Source organism: Agrobacterium salinitolerans (genome assembly GCF_027498475.1).
Taxonomy (GTDB): domain Bacteria; phylum Pseudomonadota; class Alphaproteobacteria; order Rhizobiales; family Rhizobiaceae; genus Agrobacterium; species Agrobacterium salinitolerans.
This window is the reverse complement of the sequence record NZ_JAPZLN010000006.1, coordinates 87,621-108,035: the sequence shown is the minus strand read 5'-3', so window position 1 is coordinate 108,035 and position 20,415 is coordinate 87,621. Positions and strand designations below refer to the sequence as shown.

At 54.3% G+C, this 20,415-nt stretch carries 16 protein-coding genes and 1 pseudogene; 3 read left to right on the top strand and 14 right to left on the bottom strand.

Annotation, left to right across the window (positions count from 1 at the left end; translation table 11 throughout):
• Positions 1–76: 76 nt before the first annotated feature.
• The 7 genes from O9X91_RS20485 to virD1 all read right to left on the bottom strand — a co-directional run bounded on the left by O9X91_RS20485 (position 77) and on the right by virD1 (position 12,047).
• Positions 77–1,432 (bottom strand): hypothetical protein, encoded by a 1,356-nt coding sequence (locus O9X91_RS20485; RefSeq protein WP_012476046.1) that lies wholly within the window; start codon positions 1,430–1,432, stop codon positions 77–79.
• 103 nt (positions 1,433–1,535) lie between these two features.
• A complete protein-coding gene (locus O9X91_RS20480) occupies positions 1,536–2,486 on the bottom strand; it encodes a hypothetical protein (protein WP_077768107.1) in 951 nt (316 codons plus the stop codon).
• Positions 2,487–2,717: 231 nt separating this feature from the next.
• Complete coding sequence (locus O9X91_RS20475; protein WP_236771576.1) at positions 2,718–5,087, bottom strand: virA/G regulated protein; 2,370 nt, start codon at positions 5,085–5,087, stop codon at positions 2,718–2,720.
• A 245-nt stretch (positions 5,088–5,332) separates the two neighbouring features.
• Positions 5,333–7,315 (bottom strand): type IV secretion system ATPase VirD4, encoded by a 1,983-nt coding sequence (virD4, locus tag O9X91_RS20470; protein ID WP_012476043.1) that lies wholly within the window; start codon positions 7,313–7,315, stop codon positions 5,333–5,335.
• Between the two features lie 59 nt (positions 7,316–7,374).
• Positions 7,375–9,870 (bottom strand): virA/G regulated protein, encoded by a 2,496-nt coding sequence (locus O9X91_RS20465; RefSeq protein WP_269834368.1) that lies wholly within the window; start codon positions 9,868–9,870, stop codon positions 7,375–7,377.
• Positions 9,871–10,228: 358 nt separating this feature from the next.
• Positions 10,229–11,575 carry a T-DNA border endonuclease VirD2 gene (locus O9X91_RS20460; protein ID WP_012476041.1) on the bottom strand — a complete coding sequence of 449 codons (1,347 nt, stop codon included), beginning with the start codon at positions 11,573–11,575 and terminating at the stop codon, positions 10,229–10,231.
• Between the two features lie 25 nt (positions 11,576–11,600).
• Entirely contained in the window at positions 11,601–12,047 is a 447-nt protein-coding gene (virD1, locus tag O9X91_RS20455) for a T-DNA border endonuclease subunit VirD1 (protein WP_012476040.1), read from the bottom strand.
• A gap of 254 nt (positions 12,048–12,301) precedes the next feature.
• On the opposite strand from virD1, the gene O9X91_RS20450 reads away from it, so the two are divergent.
• From O9X91_RS20450 to O9X91_RS20440, 3 genes and pseudogenes are all read left to right on the top strand, one after another.
• Positions 12,302–12,997, top strand: a complete 696-nt coding sequence (locus O9X91_RS20450; protein ID WP_012476039.1) for a conjugal transfer ATPase VirC1 — start codon at positions 12,302–12,304, stop codon at positions 12,995–12,997.
• A gap of 2 nt (positions 12,998–12,999) precedes the next feature.
• The gene (locus O9X91_RS20445; protein ID WP_010900354.1) at positions 13,000–13,605 is read left to right on the top strand and encodes a conjugal transfer protein VirC2; all 606 of its coding nucleotides are present in this window, start codon (positions 13,000–13,002) and stop codon (positions 13,603–13,605) included.
• A gap of 163 nt (positions 13,606–13,768) precedes the next feature.
• Positions 13,769–14,539: pseudogene (locus O9X91_RS20440) on the top strand (IS5 family transposase).
• Positions 14,540–14,572: 33 nt separating this feature from the next.
• Here O9X91_RS20440 and virG read toward each other — a convergent pair.
• From virG to O9X91_RS20405, 7 genes are all read right to left on the bottom strand, one after another.
• Entirely contained in the window at positions 14,573–15,298 is a 726-nt protein-coding gene (gene virG, locus O9X91_RS20435; RefSeq protein ID WP_012476036.1) for a two-component system response regulator VirG, read from the bottom strand.
• Positions 15,299–15,533: 235 nt separating this feature from the next.
• Entirely contained in the window at positions 15,534–16,568 is a 1,035-nt protein-coding gene (gene virB11 / locus O9X91_RS20430; protein ID WP_012476035.1) for a P-type DNA transfer ATPase VirB11, read from the bottom strand.
• Between the two features lie 33 nt (positions 16,569–16,601).
• A complete protein-coding gene (virB10, locus tag O9X91_RS20425) occupies positions 16,602–17,732 on the bottom strand; it encodes a type IV secretion system protein VirB10 (protein ID WP_012476034.1) in 1,131 nt (376 codons plus the stop codon).
• Positions 17,732–18,610 (bottom strand): P-type conjugative transfer protein VirB9, encoded by an 879-nt coding sequence (gene virB9, locus O9X91_RS20420; RefSeq protein ID WP_012476033.1) that lies wholly within the window; start codon positions 18,608–18,610, stop codon positions 17,732–17,734. Before virB9 ends, virB10 begins: the two co-directional genes overlap by 1 nt.
• Complete coding sequence (locus tag O9X91_RS20415; protein WP_012476032.1) at positions 18,607–19,320, bottom strand: type IV secretion system protein VirB8; 714 nt, start codon at positions 19,318–19,320, stop codon at positions 18,607–18,609. Before O9X91_RS20415 ends, virB9 begins: the two co-directional genes overlap by 4 nt.
• Entirely contained in the window at positions 19,307–19,414 is a 108-nt protein-coding gene (locus O9X91_RS23910) for a type IV secretion system lipoprotein VirB7 (protein ID WP_371338341.1), read from the bottom strand. The genes O9X91_RS20415 and O9X91_RS23910 overlap by 14 nt, the downstream gene beginning before the upstream one ends.
• Positions 19,415–19,501: 87 nt before the next feature.
• Positions 19,502–20,389: a type IV secretion system protein gene (locus O9X91_RS20405; protein WP_010900347.1), complete on the bottom strand. Its 888-nt coding sequence runs from the start codon at positions 20,387–20,389 to the stop codon at positions 19,502–19,504.
• Positions 20,390–20,415 lie beyond the last annotated feature (26 nt).

The following is a 20,415-nucleotide window of genomic DNA, read 5'->3' as shown; positions in this document are numbered from 1 at the left end:
GAATATGGCAGCAGGGATGAGCTCATTTGCCGGGGGGCGACTTGACAACTCGGTGTGTGCCCCCCTAGTTTAGCTATCATCGCGACAAAGTACCTGAGCCGGTGCGATCCCGATTCATCGAGCGGTCGCAAATTTCGGCTCTCGGCGAACTAAGCTTTTCCCTATCATTCGACGATCGCGATTCGTGCAATTCATTCAACCTGGATCCACCGCCATCATGAACGTGGCGATCGTCGCCGACGAACCCGGATCCGGCTTGATGGACGACGGTCATATCCGATTCGAGCGGCCCATCAAGTTCGTTTCCAAGATGACTGTTGGTATTTTCCCGCTGCGACCGCGAGGGGTTAGCTGAAGGGTGCTGCCAGGCCTGTTTATGGAGGGCACGTTCCGCGGCACGTAATACTTGAGCCTCGAGTTCGCGTCCACTTAATGTCTTCAATTCTTTACCGACCGTAACTCCGAGGATTTTTTTGGAGACCTCTTTGATTTCGGCGTTCAGGTATGTCGCTTCCGCTTTGTATATCTTCCCAAACGTGTGCTTGCTGCTCTTTAGCTCCCCTGTAGCGTCATCGTAGACGGCTGAACGCTTGTTGAGGAGGCTTCGATGTGCGGAGACATCCCGACCTAACTCGTGGCCGTCCTTATCCAGCCGGGATCTATATGATTCACTGAAAGCTCCGCCAAGCTTGCGGATACTTGTTCTAGATGTTTGTCGATCCGGTGCCTTTTGTGAAGACATCGAATAGCCCATCCGTTTGCTTGCAATGAGCTCCAGATTACCCTTGTCATCGCGTTCGAAAGTCTTTTGTTGGGAGCCCTCCCGACGCGTTAAAACGCGATAAAGCCTCTTCTCCAGGCCACTCTCATAAGGACGTCCGATTTCCTCGGAAATGGGATGCAACGCCCGTCCAGTAAGTCTGCGCCGATCGATGTATCGGGTGCGCATCAGTTCACCGTTTTCGTCCCGCTCCCATTTTTCTTCGAAGGCACCGGCTTTGCTTTTGATATGTTTCTCGCTCAACACGCCGTTCTGGTCGTAGTCATAGCGACGGACACTATTCCAGTCAGACCTCTCGTAGTGAATAAGCCGAAGGGAGCCAGTTGTTTGATCTCGAATGAAAACCTTCTTCTTCTTTTTTATGAGACCCCGACTATGGGTCAATTCTCCATTGCTATCGACCCGCAGTTGCTCGCTGCGAAACGGCTTGTGGGCGATCACACCACGGAAATCTGCATCGAGCTTATTGAGGAGTTGCAGTTTCGAGGCATATTTTTTCAACGCCGGCGGCGCTTCAAGTCGCGCGCGCCTTTCCTGCGCCTCGCGTTCCACAAGGTACGCCTGCCCTAACTGATCAACCAGGCGTTCATCAGAATTGCGCGTGGTCGCTGTAGAAGATTTCTGCGGGGCTTTTTTATTTATACTGACCATTAGGTGGGCCTTCCCTGTGCACGCTTTATCGATGCTCGTTTAAAAATTCGCTCGTCAACCAAGTGCTTTCGTCGGAGAAATAATCGAATATTCAGACCAAGTTCTACCGGCTGAGATCAGAATTTGACCTCCCTCGCGGTGCCCGGGTTAAGTTCGCGCGAGCATCGCGGTAAGCCTTCTCAATCGATCCAGCGATTCCTTCCGCTTTTACCATCTGGTCGTGAGCACTGAGAGTTTCGGGAAGGAGCTCAGTGCGGATTTTTTGTTCGATCTGAAGAATGTCCGTGGCCAGTTGTTTATTGCTCCGCTCGTGCGGACCTTCGGATGTCGACGCAAGCCCCAAATGCTCCTGCGCATGGATGCGTTCGTCGGCGTAGAGTCTCGCAAGCTGGGGTCTCTTCGCCATTGCATCGAAGATTTGTGACTTGTGTTCGAGTTCCAACTGGTTGTGCGCCGCTGCAATCGCGTAGGCTGCATAATGGCGACTGTCGTAGTTGATAGGCCCGTCTACCTTGAAGTATTCAATTGCTCTGTCGATAAGGCGTCTCTTGTCGGCCCTCTCGAGGTCACTCAAATGGGACGTCATCGACATAATCGCCTCCGCCTGCTCACCGCCTTCCGACATATTGAGAATGTGATTGACGATCGCTGTTTTCCTGGCGGGCGATTGGAACTTCAAAGTTGGACCAATTGTCCTGATGCGCTGGCTCGCCAGCGCAAACTCGCCAGCAGGGTCCGGTTCCGGATAGTTCGGATACTCGGCAAAGCCGTTCCGGGGTACAGCCAGGTCATACAATGCCTTGCTTGAGGCACCCAGTCGATTTACGCTTCGGTGGAACGTTCCGACATCGCTCTGATCGACCGATGCCCGAACCGACGGGCTCGCAAGTTTAAAGCTTGTGAGGTTGGCTGCCGTTTCGACTGGATCGTCGGTCGGCAGATGTTTGGCAACTTCCACCAAAATGTCATTCGGTAAGGTGGCTGCACTTTCGGTCTTATCACCACCGAGGACCGAAAGCTCGCGTTCCTGCATTTTCTGGCCGTCTTCGAGCATAACTCACACTCCAACGCGGATCAAGGATATGCGAAGTCTAACACCTGCGCTTAAGGCGTTGAATGGACATCGTGTTTCAACTGAAATTCAGGCCCTGGCGATCGATTGCACTACGGCGCGTTTTTTGCGGGGGATTTCAAAGAGTAGCAGTACAGCCTGCGGTTCAAATGCTGAACCATCATTTTTAAGCATCGATACAAAGTCCGCTAACGATGGTCATCTCCAGCTTTGTCACCGTTGTAATGCTTTGTCCCGACCGCGATCGCGCGGATCATAAACCCGTCGTTCATCAAACTCGTGAGTTGCTTTTTCAACTTCTGCGCTCGACGATTGGGCTTTCAAGGGTGAAGTGCCTATTGAGGCGGCAGTCCGGTTCAACGCGGAAACAAGCGCAGCTTTTTTCTTCCGCAACCCAAGTGTCTTGGCCTCCAGGTCCTTCTTGACGTCATAAAGGGCTAAAAACTCTCGATAGACTTGCTGCTCACGCTCGCGTGTTGGCCATCTTCCTGTCAATGCTGTTTCGCGAGCGAGTACAGCTTCTGTCTGGCCACGTGGCCCAAGGTGCAACAATTCCGGAGCTTGCTCTTTACTGGGCGGAGAAAGTACCGGATCGCGGCTTACCGTATAGTTGTAGCTAGTAGTCGCGACCTGAAGCGGCATGATAACCCCATCTGGCGTTTCGCTCTGCAGCCCGTCGTTAGCGAGCTGGTGTGCGTAGCCTAGCTGGTTTAATTGATACCCGTTTGACGCCGTTGCACCTTCCGTGGACGCAACAGGGTCCGATAGAGTTGCCCTTTGATCCGAGCGGTAACTTGCGTCATCTGGCCAGCCGCGCCCCACCAGTCGGGTCCGCCCCCTTCCCGTACCAACATGTTGTCGATGAAGTTCCTTGCATTCGAGATAGGCGGGCATAGGCCTTTCCAGCCGCCGGCCCTCTTTGGTCGAGCGCAGGGTATCGTGGACAACCTTGAACCCGAAAATATGCTCCGACTCGTATTTCCCGGTCTCGGTCGCAAGCCGAGCTCGTTCGTTTTTTCGACTTCCATAAGTGCCGATATTGTCGCTTCTCGAGCAAGCGGCTTTTTCTGGCTGAGTGGACTGAACCGTCAAACAACCCTCGTGAGACGACAGTCTTTCCGCACTTGAAATTACGTCATAGGCCGTTGCTTTAGCGCCTCGACGGCTCTTGGCACCCAGCCGTTTAACTTTGCTTACCTCGTCGAGGCGATTACTGTCGGCGATGCTGGCGGTTTGGTCTGCATCCCTCCCAGAGGGCCCGAAATATAGAGCACGTCTTGCTTCCAATTGTGCGCACGTCAGGTTTTGCACGTGAGTCGGCTGTTGTGCTGGCTCACGTGCGAGACTAGGCGAGCGCGCTTCCGGTTGATCACCTAAACTGAGGCGGGACTTATTGGTCGTGCTTGCTTGCGACAGAAGACCAGTCGCCCCGCCATCCTCAGACGGATCATGTTCATCGGGAATCCAGGCCGCCGGGTCGAGCTCTGCCAGGCGCGCGTTCACCACCAGATTTTGCCACCGCGGCTGGGCTAGCTGCCTCCACCGTCCGTACGCCTGACGCTCCGCATCCCCAAGCAACATTCCCTCGTATAAAAAGACTGAGGAAGATGTCTTCCCGATCATCCCATTCGAAACGGCACCGCCTTCGATAGCAGCTTGGCGCGCGACTATGATAAGATCTTCCCAGGTGGGCCGGTCCGGCCTGCTCCAACGATCATGCGCAGCGCGCTCGGCTGCTCCGAGCGCCACTCCATCGTACACGAAGAACGCACGCGACACCTGCTCGGCGTTAATTGGGACGCCCGAGATGCGCCCGGACTCGTTGGAAGAAACGTCGTTGCCTGGTTGGTGTTCGCACCACGTCGGAGCAGACTGGTGCAATTCCGCAACGCGTGCGTCCACAACCAGGTCTTCCCATCCTGGTTGCGCGGGCTCGAGCCATTTTTCATATGCTAGGCGTTCCCCCTCCCCAAGCGGGACGCCTTCGTACTCGAAGACCGAGGTGTCATTTGATTCGTTGAGCCAGGTGGAGGTGTCGATTGCGTCAAGACGGGCGTCAACTATCAGGTCTTTCCAGGATGGCGGTTGCGGTTTACTCCAATTCTCATATGCTTCGCGCTCAGGCGAGCCGAGTCTCATCCCATCAAATTCGAATGGTTCAGGGAAACCGTTCTTTTGACCAATGGAGCTTGTCCGCTTACGCTTAGGCGCCTCCGATCGGAATTCCTCTTGAAGGGGACTACACTCATTCGGAATTGCAGCAGAGGTGTTTAGCTCTTCAATACGCGCGTTCACAACGAGTTGTTGCCAACTGGGCTGTCCCGGCTCCACCCATTCCTCGTAGGCATGCCGTTCCCCTTCCGCCAGAGGAACACCATCATAAACAAAAGTTGAAGAGGTACTTTCTCCGACATCGACATTCCAAGCGAAACTGTCAATCGCGTTCAGGCGAGCGCTCAGTATCAGGTCTTTCCAACTCGGCCGGTCCGCTCTATCCCATGTCTCGTACGCGGACCGCTCGGCTGCGCCCAGTCTCATTCCATCGTAAGCGAATTGCGCAGATAAATTTTCCCGGTGATCCATTTGGCCGTCAGATGGGGAGCAAGCAAAACGGTTCCAAGGCTCTTTGGGATGAAGGACAGGCGTAACCCCTGCGCGAACCTGGGGCGAGGATCTAGCCGACCCGGCGTATCCAGTTTTTGAGCTTCCCGACGGTTTCATGGCGATGTCTCATCAATTGGCAACCTTCAACGTTGGTAATGCATTCCCGAAACGGGACATCTGACGGCGCTAACAAGACTCGATCCGAAGCGGTATCACATCGAGCTTCAAGTGCCGGAGGCTGTTCTACCTCGTAGCTGGAGCGAAATGATCTGGTCGAGGAGTTCGCGCTGCGCCAAAAGAGCCGGAGCAATTTCCGGAAGCTTCTCAGAGGTTGCGGCGTCCGCGCCTTGGTATTCCCGCTCGTCATCAACTTCGTTTGAACGGGGGCGAACTTCTATTGGCATTACTCCATCAGCCACAGTTCTGTTTTGGGGGGAAACGACTTCCCCATGGTCGTTCTCTTCAATCTGCACCGGTTTTTGCGAAGTTGTATCGGCTGTTCCCTGGTCGAGCTTGCCTTCAACGAGGTTTGTGTCTCCCGGCAACATCAAAGATGCGGGCTCGGGAAGGGAACCGTGTTGGCTTTCGAAAATTCGCTTCAATATGAAATCCGAATAATATCGCACTTTTCTCAGTTTGAGGGGAGGTTGGCCTTTGATAAGGACTATTTCATAATCGTCGTCGAGTAGGCGGACTTGTTCGGCGCGCAAAAGCGGTGCTCCTTGGTCGGAGATTTGGATGTTATGATCAAACATGCGCGCTTGGCTGTACGACGTTGAGCGAGCCTGGAATGTGTAGTCGCCGATAGCTTTGGAAATGTAGTTGGGCGTCTCGTCATCAGCAGTCGCCATGAATACCTGCACACCCGTATTGCTGAGAAAATTTTGCTTACCAGCTTCATCATAAGTTCCTGTCAAAGCCGAAAGACTCTGAATAATAAACATGAAGCGGCCCTTGTAGCCGGCGATCGTCGTAATTGCCGTCTCCACAGCTTCCAGCTTGCCCAAGTGCTTGAACTCATCGAGGAGAAACAGAACTTCGTGCCGTTCATCTCCAAGTGGCAGCGATCGCTGCAGGATTGATACAACCTGCTGGAAGAGAAGACGCATCAAGGGCGCTATGACTTCGAGATCGTTCGGGCTGACACAAAGATAAATACAAGTCCTCTTCCGCCGCAGATCGTAGACGGAAAAATCCGAGGTGCTTGTAGCCGCTTTAACGAGTGGATCGGCCCAAAGATTGAGTCCGCCGTCGCCGAGCACCGATGTGTAGGATGTCAGGATTTTGGTGTCATTCCCCGCCATATTGTCGAAGATACGCTGAGCCTCTTTGTTTTGTGTTTCCTCCGCGAGTTGCGCAAATAGTTTGTACTTTTCACCCGGCTGAGCAAACAGATCGTAAACGGCACCGATCGTTGGTGTGCCGCGCTCAATGCAACTCAATATGCCTGCTACGAAAAGATCCCGTGCCCCGTCGATGAAACCTTCGGCTCCCTTGCCTTTGGCTGTGATGAGATTCGCAGCGAGGCGGCGCGTTTCTGTAAAGCGCCGTTCGGGCGGCAACGCGGCAATATCCAGCACGGGATTGTAACAATGCGTTCGCCGCTCTGGATCTAAGGGCGAGAACTTGAAAACCGCGTCGCCACTTGATTTACGCGCCCTCGATGTGAGTTCAAATAGCTCGCCTTTCACATCCAAGGCAATTACTGAGCCCTTGAAGGTTAGCAACGTCGGGATAACGACGCCGACACCCTTACCAGCGCGAGTTGGCGCGACAACAAGGCTGTGAGGTTGTTCTCCGTTACTTAGGTAGCTGCCAAACCAACGTGGTCCACATGTCTTGCCGAAGATGGGACCCGTGACGTGACTGTAGCGCCGGAGGTACCTGGCGTGCCGCATCTCGCCGGAGCCGGCCCAGCGAGCAGTGCCGTGATGTTCGCGCTCGCGCATCGATAACAGTAGTTGGCATAGCAACACGAGCGTTGACGTCGCAACGATGATGGCTAGTCCGCGATAGAACGTAGGACTTGCGTATCCCAAATAAGGCGGTGTCTCGTACAGGAACGCAAAAACGTTGAAAGTCATCATCGTTTCGCCCGTAAAGCCATGGCGAAATGTGACATAGAGACTGGCCGCACAAAACCCCACGGCCAATGAACATGCTATGCTCGCAGCCAGGCCTATTGGCGTGTACTTGCCTGAATTCATCACGTGACCACGCTCCGTTTATCCTATTGGACGGCTGTTTGCTTTACGGGCAGCTGGATCTACAGCCCATACCTTTCGCGCACGCGCGGTTCCAAGGTTCTCTTACCACCCTGCGCGTCACGGCCGTCCCCGTTCCGGCCCATCGACTGATCTGCTAACCGGTCGGCCTGTTGCGCGCGATCTTCGTTTCGTCCGTCAACAGTTTTTGCGTTTGAAGTTCCAGGTTCCCGCAGGTGGTCGTGGACAGGAGCGGGACGTAGGAACTCGATGAAAAGGTTTTCGGCGCCGTTCGCAACCTTGGAATTATAGGTTTCCGGCGTCATGTAAGCATTGGCTGGCGATTTGAGGCAAACATTTTCCGCGCCATACGTATTCGTTACTGTCGCAAGCTTTTCCAGCCTGAGAAGTTTTGGCCAAAACGCGAAGAAGGTTCCGCTATGATGCTGAACCATCACCTCTGGATTATGCACGCCTGCCTGCCGCGGGAACTCATAATCATGTTCACTTACCCGTGGTCCAGCAGGTGTATCATAAAAATATTTGCTATCGGACTTCAATCCGCTGAAGGTATTATCGGATAGACCGAGCGCTTTCATTCGTTCGTAATACTTTTCGGATCCGAGATGCAAGAGCAGCTGATTTCGGGGCATATAGGATCGTTGCGCGCTATCCGCTTTGACGAGGATCACACTGTTTTCCAACTCCTCCGCAGTCGGCCACTTCTGCAATCTTTCGAAGAGCTGCTTGCCTGTTTCAAAACGAACAACGTGCTCCCAGGGGTAAGGCCACCGCGGAACTGGCTCATTCCCGATGAGCACTTCGTCACCAAGCCGTTCAGCATCGAAAATCGCTTCCGTCGGCATGCGTCGCGGCTGGTAAGCATAGGACGCGCCAGGACCTTGCTGAATCTGATAATCTGACGAGACTTTTCGTTTCCCTTTATCCGAAACATCTCGCCGTATATCGGCACACGACGCCTTCCCGATCCGCAGTGGACCCGCAACGTCCGAGCCAGGAAGTTCCGTATGGGTAGCCTGCGGCAACCTAGGTACTCCGCTTTCGAGCGTGATAGGTGCCGCCCTGGCGGCGCTTGTTCCCGAAACGGTAGTGGGCGAGCCCGCCTCCTCGATAGCCTCGTTCAGTTTGAGCCTATGAGATTTTCCCCCGACAACCTGCTCGGAGCGAGATCTCTTCGAGCGCGGTTCAGAGATTGCGTCAATCCTTACCAGATCCTCGTCGGTCAACTCCGGCAAGCCATCGAACTTCATCTCTGATGGGCTCGGGTCCTGCCGAGAAGCTTCCTCATGGAACGCAGGATTCGTATGCCGGCCGCCGCGGCCCACGGTATAATCTTCGGCTGAGAAAGCATCGTCCAACCTGACTGGCTGAATAGTGTTCGCACCTTCCCGCCCCGTAGTCGGGCGGGGTCCAGAGAGTGCGTCGATCCGGGCTAAGTCCTCTTTGGTCAATTCGGGGAAGTCGTCGGACTTCATTTCTGATGGGCTCGGGTCCTGCCGAGAGGCCTCCAACCTGACCGCATGAATAGTGCGTGCAACATCCAGCCTCGAAGTTGAGCGGGCTTCGGAGAGTGCGTCGATCCGTGCCAGGTCCTCGTCGGTTAATTCCGGGAAGTCGTCGGACTTCGTTTCTGATGGGCTCGATTCCTGCAGAGAAGCCTCCTGACGGAACGCAGGATTCGTAAGCCGGCCGTCGTGGCCCGCGGCAAGATCCTTGCGTGAGAAGGCATCATCCAAGCTGACCGCATGAATAGCGTGCGCAGCATCTCGCCTCGAAGGAGAGCGGGCTCGCGAGAATGCGTCAATCTGCGCCAAGTCCTCGTCGGTCAACTCGGGAAAGGCGTCGAAGCGTTCCTCCGGTGAGCCAAGCGAACGAACTGAACCTTCATGGATCGATCCTGAAGCTGTTTGGCCACCGGTTTCGGTCGCGTCGTCGGAATAGGCACTGTCGGCGAGGATTTGGGTGCTTTCGACGCTGGCGGACCCTGCCTCAGTGCTTAAATTCGTAGCGGCTACGTCAGGAGGAACAACCTGAGTACTGAGCGGTGAACTGCTGTCGGCGAGCAAATCAAGGTCATCTAACCCTGGCCAAGATAAGCCTTGTTGGATCGACGGAAGGCTATTGGTCTCGCTATCCCCGCTTTCTACCATCCAATATGGTGCGCCGTCGAATGTTTCTTCAGGCTGGCCCTCTCCAGGAATGATCACATCATGACCTGAACCAAAAGCGCTTGTGGCAATAGGTTGTGTCGCAATTTCGTGCTGAGATTGCGTACGGCTCTCTCCAGTCCCTTCGATATTATCCAGCTCCATCCCAGACCGGTGCGGCCCTTGCGAAGCCGGCGTCGCGGTCGAGCTATCTTTCATAGCCAAAGACGCGGCAATAGTTCCCACCTGCATTCCCGAGCTGGTACTCCGCTTCGCCATTGATTCACTTTGATCACCGGTTTGCTCGTGTTCGCGCAGCTGCTTTCTTTCCCCCTTGCCAAAACGTGACGACGACGTCGCCTCGTGGTCCGCCCTGGCAGTGGACTGCATTTCAATCTCCCGCAGGTATTGCATGGCCGTACGAAAATACCCCTTGCTCCTCGGAAAGACCGCTGATTGGCCAGCCGGAGCTTCGGCTGATCTCACCGGGAGTATTTCTGCTGTATTCGGGGCATGGGTTGTCGGCCGTTGATTTTCGGGGGAAGTGCCTGGAAGGTCGCCGGCCCCACCAGTAATTAATGGCCGTAAGGAACTGGTCGTTAAGTGTTCTCTGCGGTTTTGTCGGAAGGCAGTCGACACCGATGTATCCGGGATTGGTGCGCCTGTAGCGCCTTCGTTATTCGAGTTCAACGTAGCGGAGCGGCTGAAGTCTCGACGAAATTCTTCATCTGCCATGATCGATCCTTTTCTACCTTCTGTTTCCCTCATCCCCTTGGCTGCGCCCGTCCCTTGACCGCTTACGAATGCTCGGCTCGGCGTCATCATCACGAGGACGCTTAGAATTTGGCTCTCCCTGCTGCCGGCGATCGGCTGTCGGAGGCAATGCGTCCGTAGCGATGTTGGTCTGCCCCGGGTCATCCAACGGATTTGATCCAGGGGGCTGGATCGGCGATGTAATCGGATCGTCCTGGGCAACCGGTACGGCGCTGATTGTCACTCCCGTCCGAATTCCGTCTACCCTGGTCAGTTTTGCGCCGCTCTGCTCTTCCTCATCACCGCGAGGCCGTTTTCGATGAGGCCGTTGCCGAACATCATCTTCGCTTGTTGTGTGCGTGACGGGTTCGGTTGCCAAACGATGCATGCCAGAACGGCCTTCAAGATCCTGGCCGTCTCCGGCGATGGTGAGAGGGCCGTTCCTCAAGTTGCCATCGTCCACAAAGGCTTTATCGCTGCCGGATTGAGAACGGGAATCGTTTCCAGATGATACACGATCGGGCGTGACACCGTTGCCGTTCGATCCGATCAGTGCCCGGGAACGTACTTCAGACACCGATTGCAGACCGCCGTTTCGTCGCAAGTTTTCTGACACGTTTTGAGGCAGCGAACCGTACGAAGAATTAAAAGATTGATCCGGTTCTCCGTCGTTTCCCCCAGGCGAGAATTCTTCGAAATCAATATCCTCGAAACGAATTTGATTGGCCTGCTGCCGCTCCAGGCGTCGATACTGGGCAAAAGTCATCGGCCGCTCCGAGATGCCGCGCTCAGCTCGGCTCGTCGCCTCGAGGACGACGCCATGACGAAGTGAAATCTCGGCCATTGTAATGCGCAAGGCGTCATAATTCAGTTGGGGGTGGCGCCGGGATATTTTCAGCCAGCCGTGCCCCAAAAGTTCGCGACGATTAACGACCACATGCAGATGTGGGTGATCGCGATCGATGTGAAAGGCTGTAAGATAGTTGTATCGGCCTCCCCCTGCGCCTGACCCAAACATCTCGGCTGCCCACTCCCGGCTCGCTGCATAAGCTGCTACCTGACTTGTACCGGCAGGGAAGCTTACAATAATGTGGGTCGTCAACTCCTGTTGCCTTTCCTCGTCTGGCCGACTTTCGTGATAAGTCCCGGTTTCTTGAACCCAGCTTAGGGCGAGTTCGCGGATTTCATCCGGTGGTACGAAAGTATCGAGATGTCGGGCCGAACGCTGCAGCTCCAACTTGCCCTTCCGAGATAGATACTCCAACTGGTTGATAATCTGTTGGAGGGTCTTCGTCCCACCTCCCGGCACAATGCGGATGATGACTTGAGACCGATCGGGCATCCAACAGATTCCCCCAAGTGCTACGTTAATGCTGCAAGGCGTCCGCCAGCATGGAGCAACCGTCGATCCGTCGCCGTGATACGGACAAAATGGAACGGAGCAAACCGTCGAGATCAGCGAACGATTTACCGAAAGCGTTTCGTTCAGCTTGCAGAGCGCCCAAATCCGTTGTCGGATTTTCAGCATAGGCACACAGCAGCGCGGCAATGTTGTTTGAGAGTGCTCCTATTGAATGAAGAATGGCTTCCATCATCTGACGAGTCTCTGCATCGATTTCGAGAAAGCCGGCAATGCGGCGAACCGCAACTCTTATGGCCATGCTGTCGGAGAGCCCCAGCAGACGGGCTTGGCGAGAGAAGCTCTCATATTCCGACGATCGCAAACGAGTGCTAACGACCTTGAAACCTTCAATCTTCGGGCCTTCACGCCGGTCGACAATGTCACTTGAAGTGGATTTTTCGCTTTGCGACATGGCTTGCTCCATAGAAAACGGAATGATCTGGATTTGTTCCGGAGTGAAATTCTCCAGTTGAGACTGAGGGAGCCTAGCCGCCAACAGAATAAATTCAAGAATATACTGTTCATATTCGGATCTATATAGTTACATTTGCAACTATCCTTCAATGCAATTGAAATATACTCCTGATAATTTCGCTATACAGACAGTCACACATACAAACAATGATACAGACGCACTTTCGTTCACAACGTCGCCAGGATAAACTTATGAAACTTCTGACATTTTGCTCATTTAAAGGAGGCGCCGGCAAAACCACGGCGCTCATGGGCCTTTGCGCTGCGTTTGCAAGAGACGGCAAAAGAGTGGCTCTCTTCGATGCGGACGAGAACCGGCCGTTAACGCGATGGAAAGAAAACGCGATGCGTAGCAACACCTGGGATACATCCTGCGAGGTGTACGCTGCAGAAGAAATGTCGCTTCTTGAAGCGGCTTATGAGGACGCCGAGCTTCAGGAATTTGATTATGCGCTGGCCGATACGCATGGTGGTTCGAGCGAGCTCAATAACACAATCATCGCTAGCTCAAACCTGCTTCTGATCCCGACAATGTTAACGCCGCTGGATATCGATGAGGCACTTTCGACATATCGTTATGTTGTCGAGCTGCTGCTGAGCGAGAACTTAGTGATTCCGACCGCCGTGTTACGCCAGCGAGTCCCGGTTGGCCGATTAACCACGTCACAACGCGCGATGTCAGACATGCTGGTGAATCTGCCTGTCGTACAATCTCCAATGCATGAACGAGACGCGTTCGCTGCAATGAAAGAGCGTGGCATGTTGCATCTCACATTGCTGAACACGACAAATGATCCGACGATGCGCCTCCTTGAGCGGAACCTCAGAATTGCGATGGAGGAACTCGTAACAATTTCAGAATTGATTGGCGATACCTTGGGGAATTGAAGATGGGGATCCGCAAACCTGCTTTGTCTGTCGGTGAAGCAAGACGGCTTGCTGCCGCGCGACCGATCGTTCACCCAATCCCAGCTCTTTCCTCGCAAAACTTGGCGCCTTCGCAATTACCTGAAAGAGCCGGAAAGGAAAAACGACCAGCGCCTCCTATCGCCGCCAAACGTCGTGACAACTTCGATCGGCAATCAATGCTAACGGCGGACGCCTTGAGTTCGACTGCGCCGCCGGAAAAAGTCCAGGTCTTTCTTTCGGCACGCCCCCCCGCTCCTGAGGTATCGAAGATATATGACAACTTGATTCTGCAGTACAGCGCTACCAAGGCGCTGCAGATGATCTTGCGCCGTGCGCTCGCCGATTTTGAGAACATGTTGGCGGACGGATCATTTAGCACGGGGCCTCAAAGCTACCCGATCTCAAAAGTAGTCGAAAAACCTATCGTTGTCCTGACTTCTCGCATGTTCCCGGTATCGCTGTTAGAAGTCGCACGCAATCACTTTGATCCATTGAGATTGGAGACCGCCAGGGCTTTTGGCCACAAACTGGCTACGGCCGCACTTGCATCTTTCTTTGCCGAAGAGAAGATAAGAAAAGAACGCTAATATGATGAGGCCGGTCACTTGACGGCGGTATTGTATTCGACAGCAGGCAATGAGGCAGCCCCTACCCAGCTACAACACAGCCAGCTCACTCTAGGCTGTGTCCCCATAACGGGGTTCATGTTGATGACGTTGTGTGATTCAATTTCCTGGAAAGGAGATTGTTATGCGCCGTCACGAACTGACCGACGAGGAATGGGCGGTTATCGCCCCTTTGCTGCCGACCAACAGCCGTGGAGTTGAGCGCGTGGATGACCGCCGGGTGATCAATGGTATCCTATGGCGTTTCCGGACAGGTTCATCCTGGCGTGATGTACCGGAGCGCTATGGTCCGCGCACGACGCTCTACAATCGCTTCTCTCGCTGGCGCAAGGCAGGCGTCTGGGATCGCCTTCCCGGCGCTGTTTCAAGGCATTATGCCGGAGAGATCGTCATGATCGATTCTTCCTGCGTCCGCGTTCACCAGCATGGTGCAAACGAAAAAAAGGGGGATCTGCCGATCCTTGCATGGGACGTTCGCGTGGCGGCCTGACGACAAAGATCCACGCGCTCGTCGATGCTGATGGTTTGCCGGTTCGACTGGCATTGACCGCCGGTCAGGCCGCCGATGCTCCTATGGCCGAAAAGCTGCTGAGTGACATTCGGCCCGGAACGACACTGCTTGCCGACAAGGCCTATGACACCGACGCGATCCGTAACTTCGCCAAGCAACGCAAATGCTGGGCAAACATCCCCGCCAAGGCCAACCGAAAACAGACCTTCAGTTTCAGCCGTTGGGTCTATCGCCAGCGCAATCTGATCGAGCGTTTCTTCAACCATCAAACAGATGCGTGGTCTGGCAACACGATACGACAGACGTGCTGACAACTACCTTGCCGGGCTCAAACTTGCCGCGACGAGAATCTGGATCGCTTCAATTAACGAGTCCGCGTCCTAGGATCAGATCGAAAAAGGCATATGCGTCGCTGCTTCAGGCCGCCATCAGACCTCCATAGGAAACATCCACATCAGCGTCGAAGAAATAGCCGGCACCCCTGGCAGTTTTGATCAAGTTTGGGCTCGCTGCATCCTGCTCAAGCTTTCGGCGGAGCCTCAAAATGAGAACATCAATGCTTCTGTCATATACTTCCTCCTCACGCACTCGGCTCGCGATGAGGAGCTGTTCTCGGGAAAGCACGTCGCGTGGCTTTTCCAGGAAAGCGACGAGCAGATTGAATTCCCCTGCCGTAAGCTTCACCTCGCCATTTTGTGCGGATACCAATCGCCGCTGTCTGAGACTAAGTGTCCAGCCGGCGAAACAAAATGAACGCCGGTCTTTGGTTCGCATGACATTCGGTCGCACGCGTAATGCGACACGGATGCGTGCTAGGAACTCGCGCGTTCCGAAAGGTTTCGCGATAAAATCCGTTGCTCCCAGCTCGAGCGCCACCACTTTATCCGCCTCCTCAAGGCGATCACCGCTGATGATTATAATTGGAACATCGGATTTTGTGGCGAGACTGCGAACGATCTCAAGTCCGTCTTCACGCCCTAAATTGAGATCCACGACGACGACATCGACCGTCTCTGATGCAAGTACCCGGTTGAATTGCTGGCTATCTGATACCGCGGTGACCCTTAAGGCATGAATCGTTAAATACTCGGTAATAAGATGGCGCATCGCGGCATCGTCATCGATGACAAGAACATGTTTCACCAGTTCGCCTCCGTATGGGATTCTGCAGAATCGATAGATTCGTGCAAGCAGAGGATGTACGTCTCAGCCTCAACCTGATCATTTTCTCTCACTATGAGGGTAGTTCGGCAAAATTTCGGCCAAGCCGTGCATGACAAAAATGCTAACGGAAGGTTTCAGATTGATGACAGGAGTTGCTGCAGCGCGCTACACTTGTAACGCTTTAAAATCTGCGCGAGCAGACCTCCGTGCGGCTCTATTGCTGGTTTAGAAGATCCCCTATCGTCTCACCGCGTCGGCGGGCATCGGCGGCGAGCCATACTTCGCCCACTTCGTAAACATCGCCGTAAGCACGGAAGGGAACAATGACATCGATTGCCGTTGCCAACATGTCAATCAGTGTGCGATCTTCCAAGCATGCCCCCTGCACACTGCTCTTCACAAGTGAGAACAGCTTTTTGAAGCCTTGGACGGGATTCGCCCCATGTATGGTTGAAATCGATCCGGGGTGGCCTGAGACCACCTCACTCAGGTACGCCCACGCCGCGTCGTCGCGCATCTCACCGAGCAATATTCGGTCAGGCCGCATCCGAAGGCTTGCCTGGAGCAGCTGTTCCGCAGTCACTGCACCTAGCCCTGCCCCACTCTTGGAGTAGAGCAGTCTGACGTGGTTCTCATGTGGAATGACGAGTTCGAGCGTATCTTCAATGGTTATCAGCCTTTCTTCCCGCGGAATAGCACTGATCAAGGTCTTGCTCATCGTGGTCTTGCCGCTTCCGGTCGGCCCACAAAGCAACATCGTCCGCTTACCGATAACACATGCACGTAAAAATGATTCCAGATCGCCATTGTCGTAGTCGCGCAGAATCGCTTCGTCTAGTTGATCTCGTCGCTGCGTCCGGATTTGCCACTGATTCCATCGACGAACATCGTAGCGAGCCGAGACTTCCCCCAATTCAGAGACACGATTGCTCGGTCGTCGAATTGTCAAGCTCACGGTGCCAGAGGGTACCGTTGGCGGCAAGCAGATTTGCATCCGCTCGCCACCTGGGAGCTCGGTAGCGCAAAGAGGGTTGCGGGGGCCGACATCTTGTTTTCGCAATGCCCCTGCTAGAATGGCGATGTCTTCGAGATCATCATAAGAGAACGGTGCGGCGAACCTCGTGAAGACGCCACTTTGGCGTACAAAGGCTTCTCCCGGTCCGTTTATGGCAACTTCTTCAGTCCTCGGGTCATCGAGCCATTGCAAGACTGGGTTAAGAAGGGCGCGCAATTGCGGATTTACTTCCATTGGATGCATCTCGCAGCTTTGGCTATCTGTGCATTAGCGCAGATGCCGACGTTTCACCGATCCACCAGTCATATGAAGCTGGTAGATTCCTGAGAAATCCAAATCCCGCGCGACGAAGATCGAGACCGTGTCACCCTGATTTTTTTTCAAGGTTGGGGGAATGTTTATGGCCGCCCTTAGGGCCGTATCGGCCGCTTGTTCGCCATTGTTTTGGAAACTATTGAAGCTGGTCCCGCCGGTCGAATTCCCTGCGTAGCTACTTGCCGCCTGGACTGCGCCCTGGACGACACTCAGGAGCATGGCCCCGCTAAAGCGTTTCCAGAAATGATTGTCGACCGTACCCGGCAGTCCGGAACGGCCGAGTTCGTCGGCCCCCGGGGAGGAAAGAGAGACGACGGCGTGTGAGGGCGTCTCCGCGCGATTCCAGAGAACGAAAACGCGGGCGTCTCCCTGCTGCAGTCCACGCTGGATTTCGCCGACAACTGTCGTTCCGCGATCCAGAAGCACAACATTTCCGGTTGCTCCGCGTATGTCTTGAGGAAGTACACATTTCACATACCCTGCCAGATTTGTATCAATGGCGGTTTGCAGTATGCAGGGAATGATCGTTCCTTGCGTAACAGTGAAATCTGGGTGCGGCAAAAGTATAGCGAGGCTAGGCTGCAACACTGTCGGTTTCAAGCGCACAGAGAGATCGTTCTCAGCAGAATCCTCCGACGCGGCTAGGGAGTTGGCGTTTCTATTGTCTTGGCCACCGTTCTGAATATCAGCGTGTGGGGCGGATTTGACACCATTCTGATCACCTCCGCTGTAGGCAAAGATCGGTGTTTCTTCGGGCCTCAGTTCGTTGTGTTCTCGCTGATGTTGATCCGACGGCAAAACCGTTGCTTCCGCAGCTGGCGGTGTCATTGCCGGTTTGGCGGGAATATCAATCGGGGCCGGCCGAAAGGGCTTCGTGTTGGCATCGATCATTGTGTTTGGTGGAGACGGCTCGGTCCTTTTCTTTGAACGCGCCCCGAGCCAAATGAGGCTCAACGACAGTACCAGGACTAAACCCGCAACAAGGAGCTTTTGCGACCCCGAGAGGCGCCGGCCATGAGGATCGGTGACGAGGGATCCGGGCGCGTCGATACCTTCTCTGGATTGGGCATTCACGTCCTCCATCACCTCGTCTCCTTCAGCACGCGCACTACATCGGGTCTGACTGTGCCAGTGCCCGGCTTCCGTCCGACGGCGTCATATGCCTTATTCCAGATGCAAAGTACTGTATGGCCGTCCCGCAGACGCCATTCCCTGGAAACTGATGCTACTTCAACGTAATCTCCCTTAACTGAATAGTTGGCCGTGGCTTCCTTGCCATCTGGGTTAATCACGTAGATTGAAGGTACACGCACGTTTCCGGGAAAGCGAAATGTCGTGGAATACCCGTTGTCGAAAACCTCGAGCGGTAATAGCGAGCGGTCTCCTTGCGCGACATAGCTCCAATTTTTCGCATCTGTGCTGCCACCTGCTGGCGGACGCTCGAGCAAGTCCTCGGCTCGACGCTGATATTGTGCTTGCGCCCGCATCCGATCCGCAAGATCTCTCTGCTCCGCTTCTTTTCGGCGAGCAGCGGCAACGTCGGCAGGATAAGTGAACTGTACGCTGTAGTAGAGGTCAGGCTGCTCTTTATCGAGCCGAGACATCGTTCTGGTCGCGAGGCTGAAAACATAGCGCCGCATTCCTGCGTCGCTTGCGGTAAGGACGATCACAGGCTGCGGCTGCAGCACTTTGCTGGCCTTGAAAAACAGATAATTGCCGCGTGGGAGCGCAGCGAGATCTTTGCTGTTGGAAACGGCGACGGCTGTCACCGCTTCATTGGACCCAAATGTTACGACCAATGTGGCTCCAACAGCGGTTGAAAGGTGCACAACCTCATCGGGATTGTAGGCGAGATAGCGCATACGTGGATCCAGTTTGCCTGCCGCTGGCGTGTCTTCCGCGTTCGCGCCGCTGGTTACAAAGAGGATACAAACCAGGCCCAGAAACAAATTCTTGATCATTGCTGGCTCCGCGTCGTGTTCGAAACGGTATCTTCCGAAGTTTGATAGGAGGTAACGATTAAGCCGCCTGGATTTGTCAGCCTCAATCGGCCGGGCAAGTTAGTTACCGTTTCATAATGTACCGTTGCGGTCCAGGTGGTTACTATTGGAGCTTGCCCTTCCATGATGAGAGTGCGTTTGTAGCGGATCTGCTGGACGCCAGTCATAAGTTCGTTTGAGCCGATGTGCTCGGCTTCCAGCTTTCCGCGCTTACCAATGATGGTTTGGGGGGAGCTAGGACTGGGGTAATTGAAGAACTGCTGATAATCTTGACGCACCGTTGGGGCACTGAAGCTCGAGACCAGATCATAGGCGTATTGGGCTGTATCCGCCGAGTAGCTCTCCCGCAGACGAACATACTCCCATAGAGACGCATTCACGACCGCTTGCTCCTGCGTCGCCGGCAACCGCGAAATAGATACCTCACTGTCAACTGTACCGTCTGGGCGCACCCACAGATATACTGGAACAAGTTTGTTCAGCGGAAGCATGACGGCGATAGCGAAGGCCTGCGCCACGTTTCCTGCGACTGCAATGACAGCCAAAGCAGCCAAGGCTCTAGAGATTCGCCGAGCTGATCTAGCACGTGCAGACTGAAATGCTTCTACTTCCTTATAGTGGTCCGCCAATGCTTCCCGCTCTACTAACAGCGCGTATTCAGAGCCGTTCATTAGCCTCTCCTGCGTTGGTAGGCTGAAGGTCCGACTGAGCAGGCTGCCATCGCCCGACGTTCAGCGGAAAAATAGGCCCCTTACAAGTCGCCAACTGATCGCTTGTCTGACAAGACGCCAAGCCGATGATCAAAAACAATAGAAAGTACTTCAAGGAAATCCTCCATTTGTGAAGCTGGGACTAACGGCGGATTGTCCGGGCGAAATGGCGATTTAAGCTACCGGCCGTTTGCGTCGCACCGCTCCAATAGCTCCCTCCAATATTCCCGGCGATTGCCGGAAGAGCGACGATCAAGGCGTCGCCGGTCAGAAAGAACATGTCGAGTTCATAGAGGCCTATTATCTTGGCCGCCGTTGTGCCAGCAGAAGTGATAACCCCGAGCATTAGCACGAGTGCCGTCGCTTCCGTCAGAACCACGATAGTTGCCACTATGTTTAGAAGAAGCAGAAGTATGCCATAAGTGACGAGCTGGCCGATCCATTTCGCGGCCATGTCTCTAGTGCGATCGAAGAGATAGCCAACGAGCATCAATGGACCGATCGCCAATAGCACCTTGGTGAGGATTCCGACGGCATCGTAGATTCCAAACGCAGTCCAAAGCGTTCCATAGAAAATCCATTGTGCGCCTTGAAAGGCGAGGATGTCTTGATCGTTCATCGGCCCAATTTCAGAAGCAATCTTCTGAAAGGCTACTTGCGTGAGTGAAAACATCGTGTCGAGCTGAGCAGGAATCGTCTGCAAAGGAAGCCCACTGATACCGAACTGTTGAATGAAATTCGGAATCGTATCCTCGAAAACCGAGACAACGTAATCATGATATTCCGCCTGCTCAACGATAAGAGCAACAACTACCGATACCATGATTACCCGGGTGATTCCGCCCCGTGCGTCCATTTCCCCACGCATTACGAGGATGCCCTGGACAATGATCCATAGCGTCACGCAGGCCACGAGAGGAGCGCTGACTGCCCGTTGAATGTCCCCAAGCAACGTGTCCAGCCCGACGGTGAAGGCGAGGTCGAATATCGTATGTATCGCCGTAAAAGGCGCAGGAATGCTAAAATTCATTGCCCTTACCTGGATTTAGCTTCGAT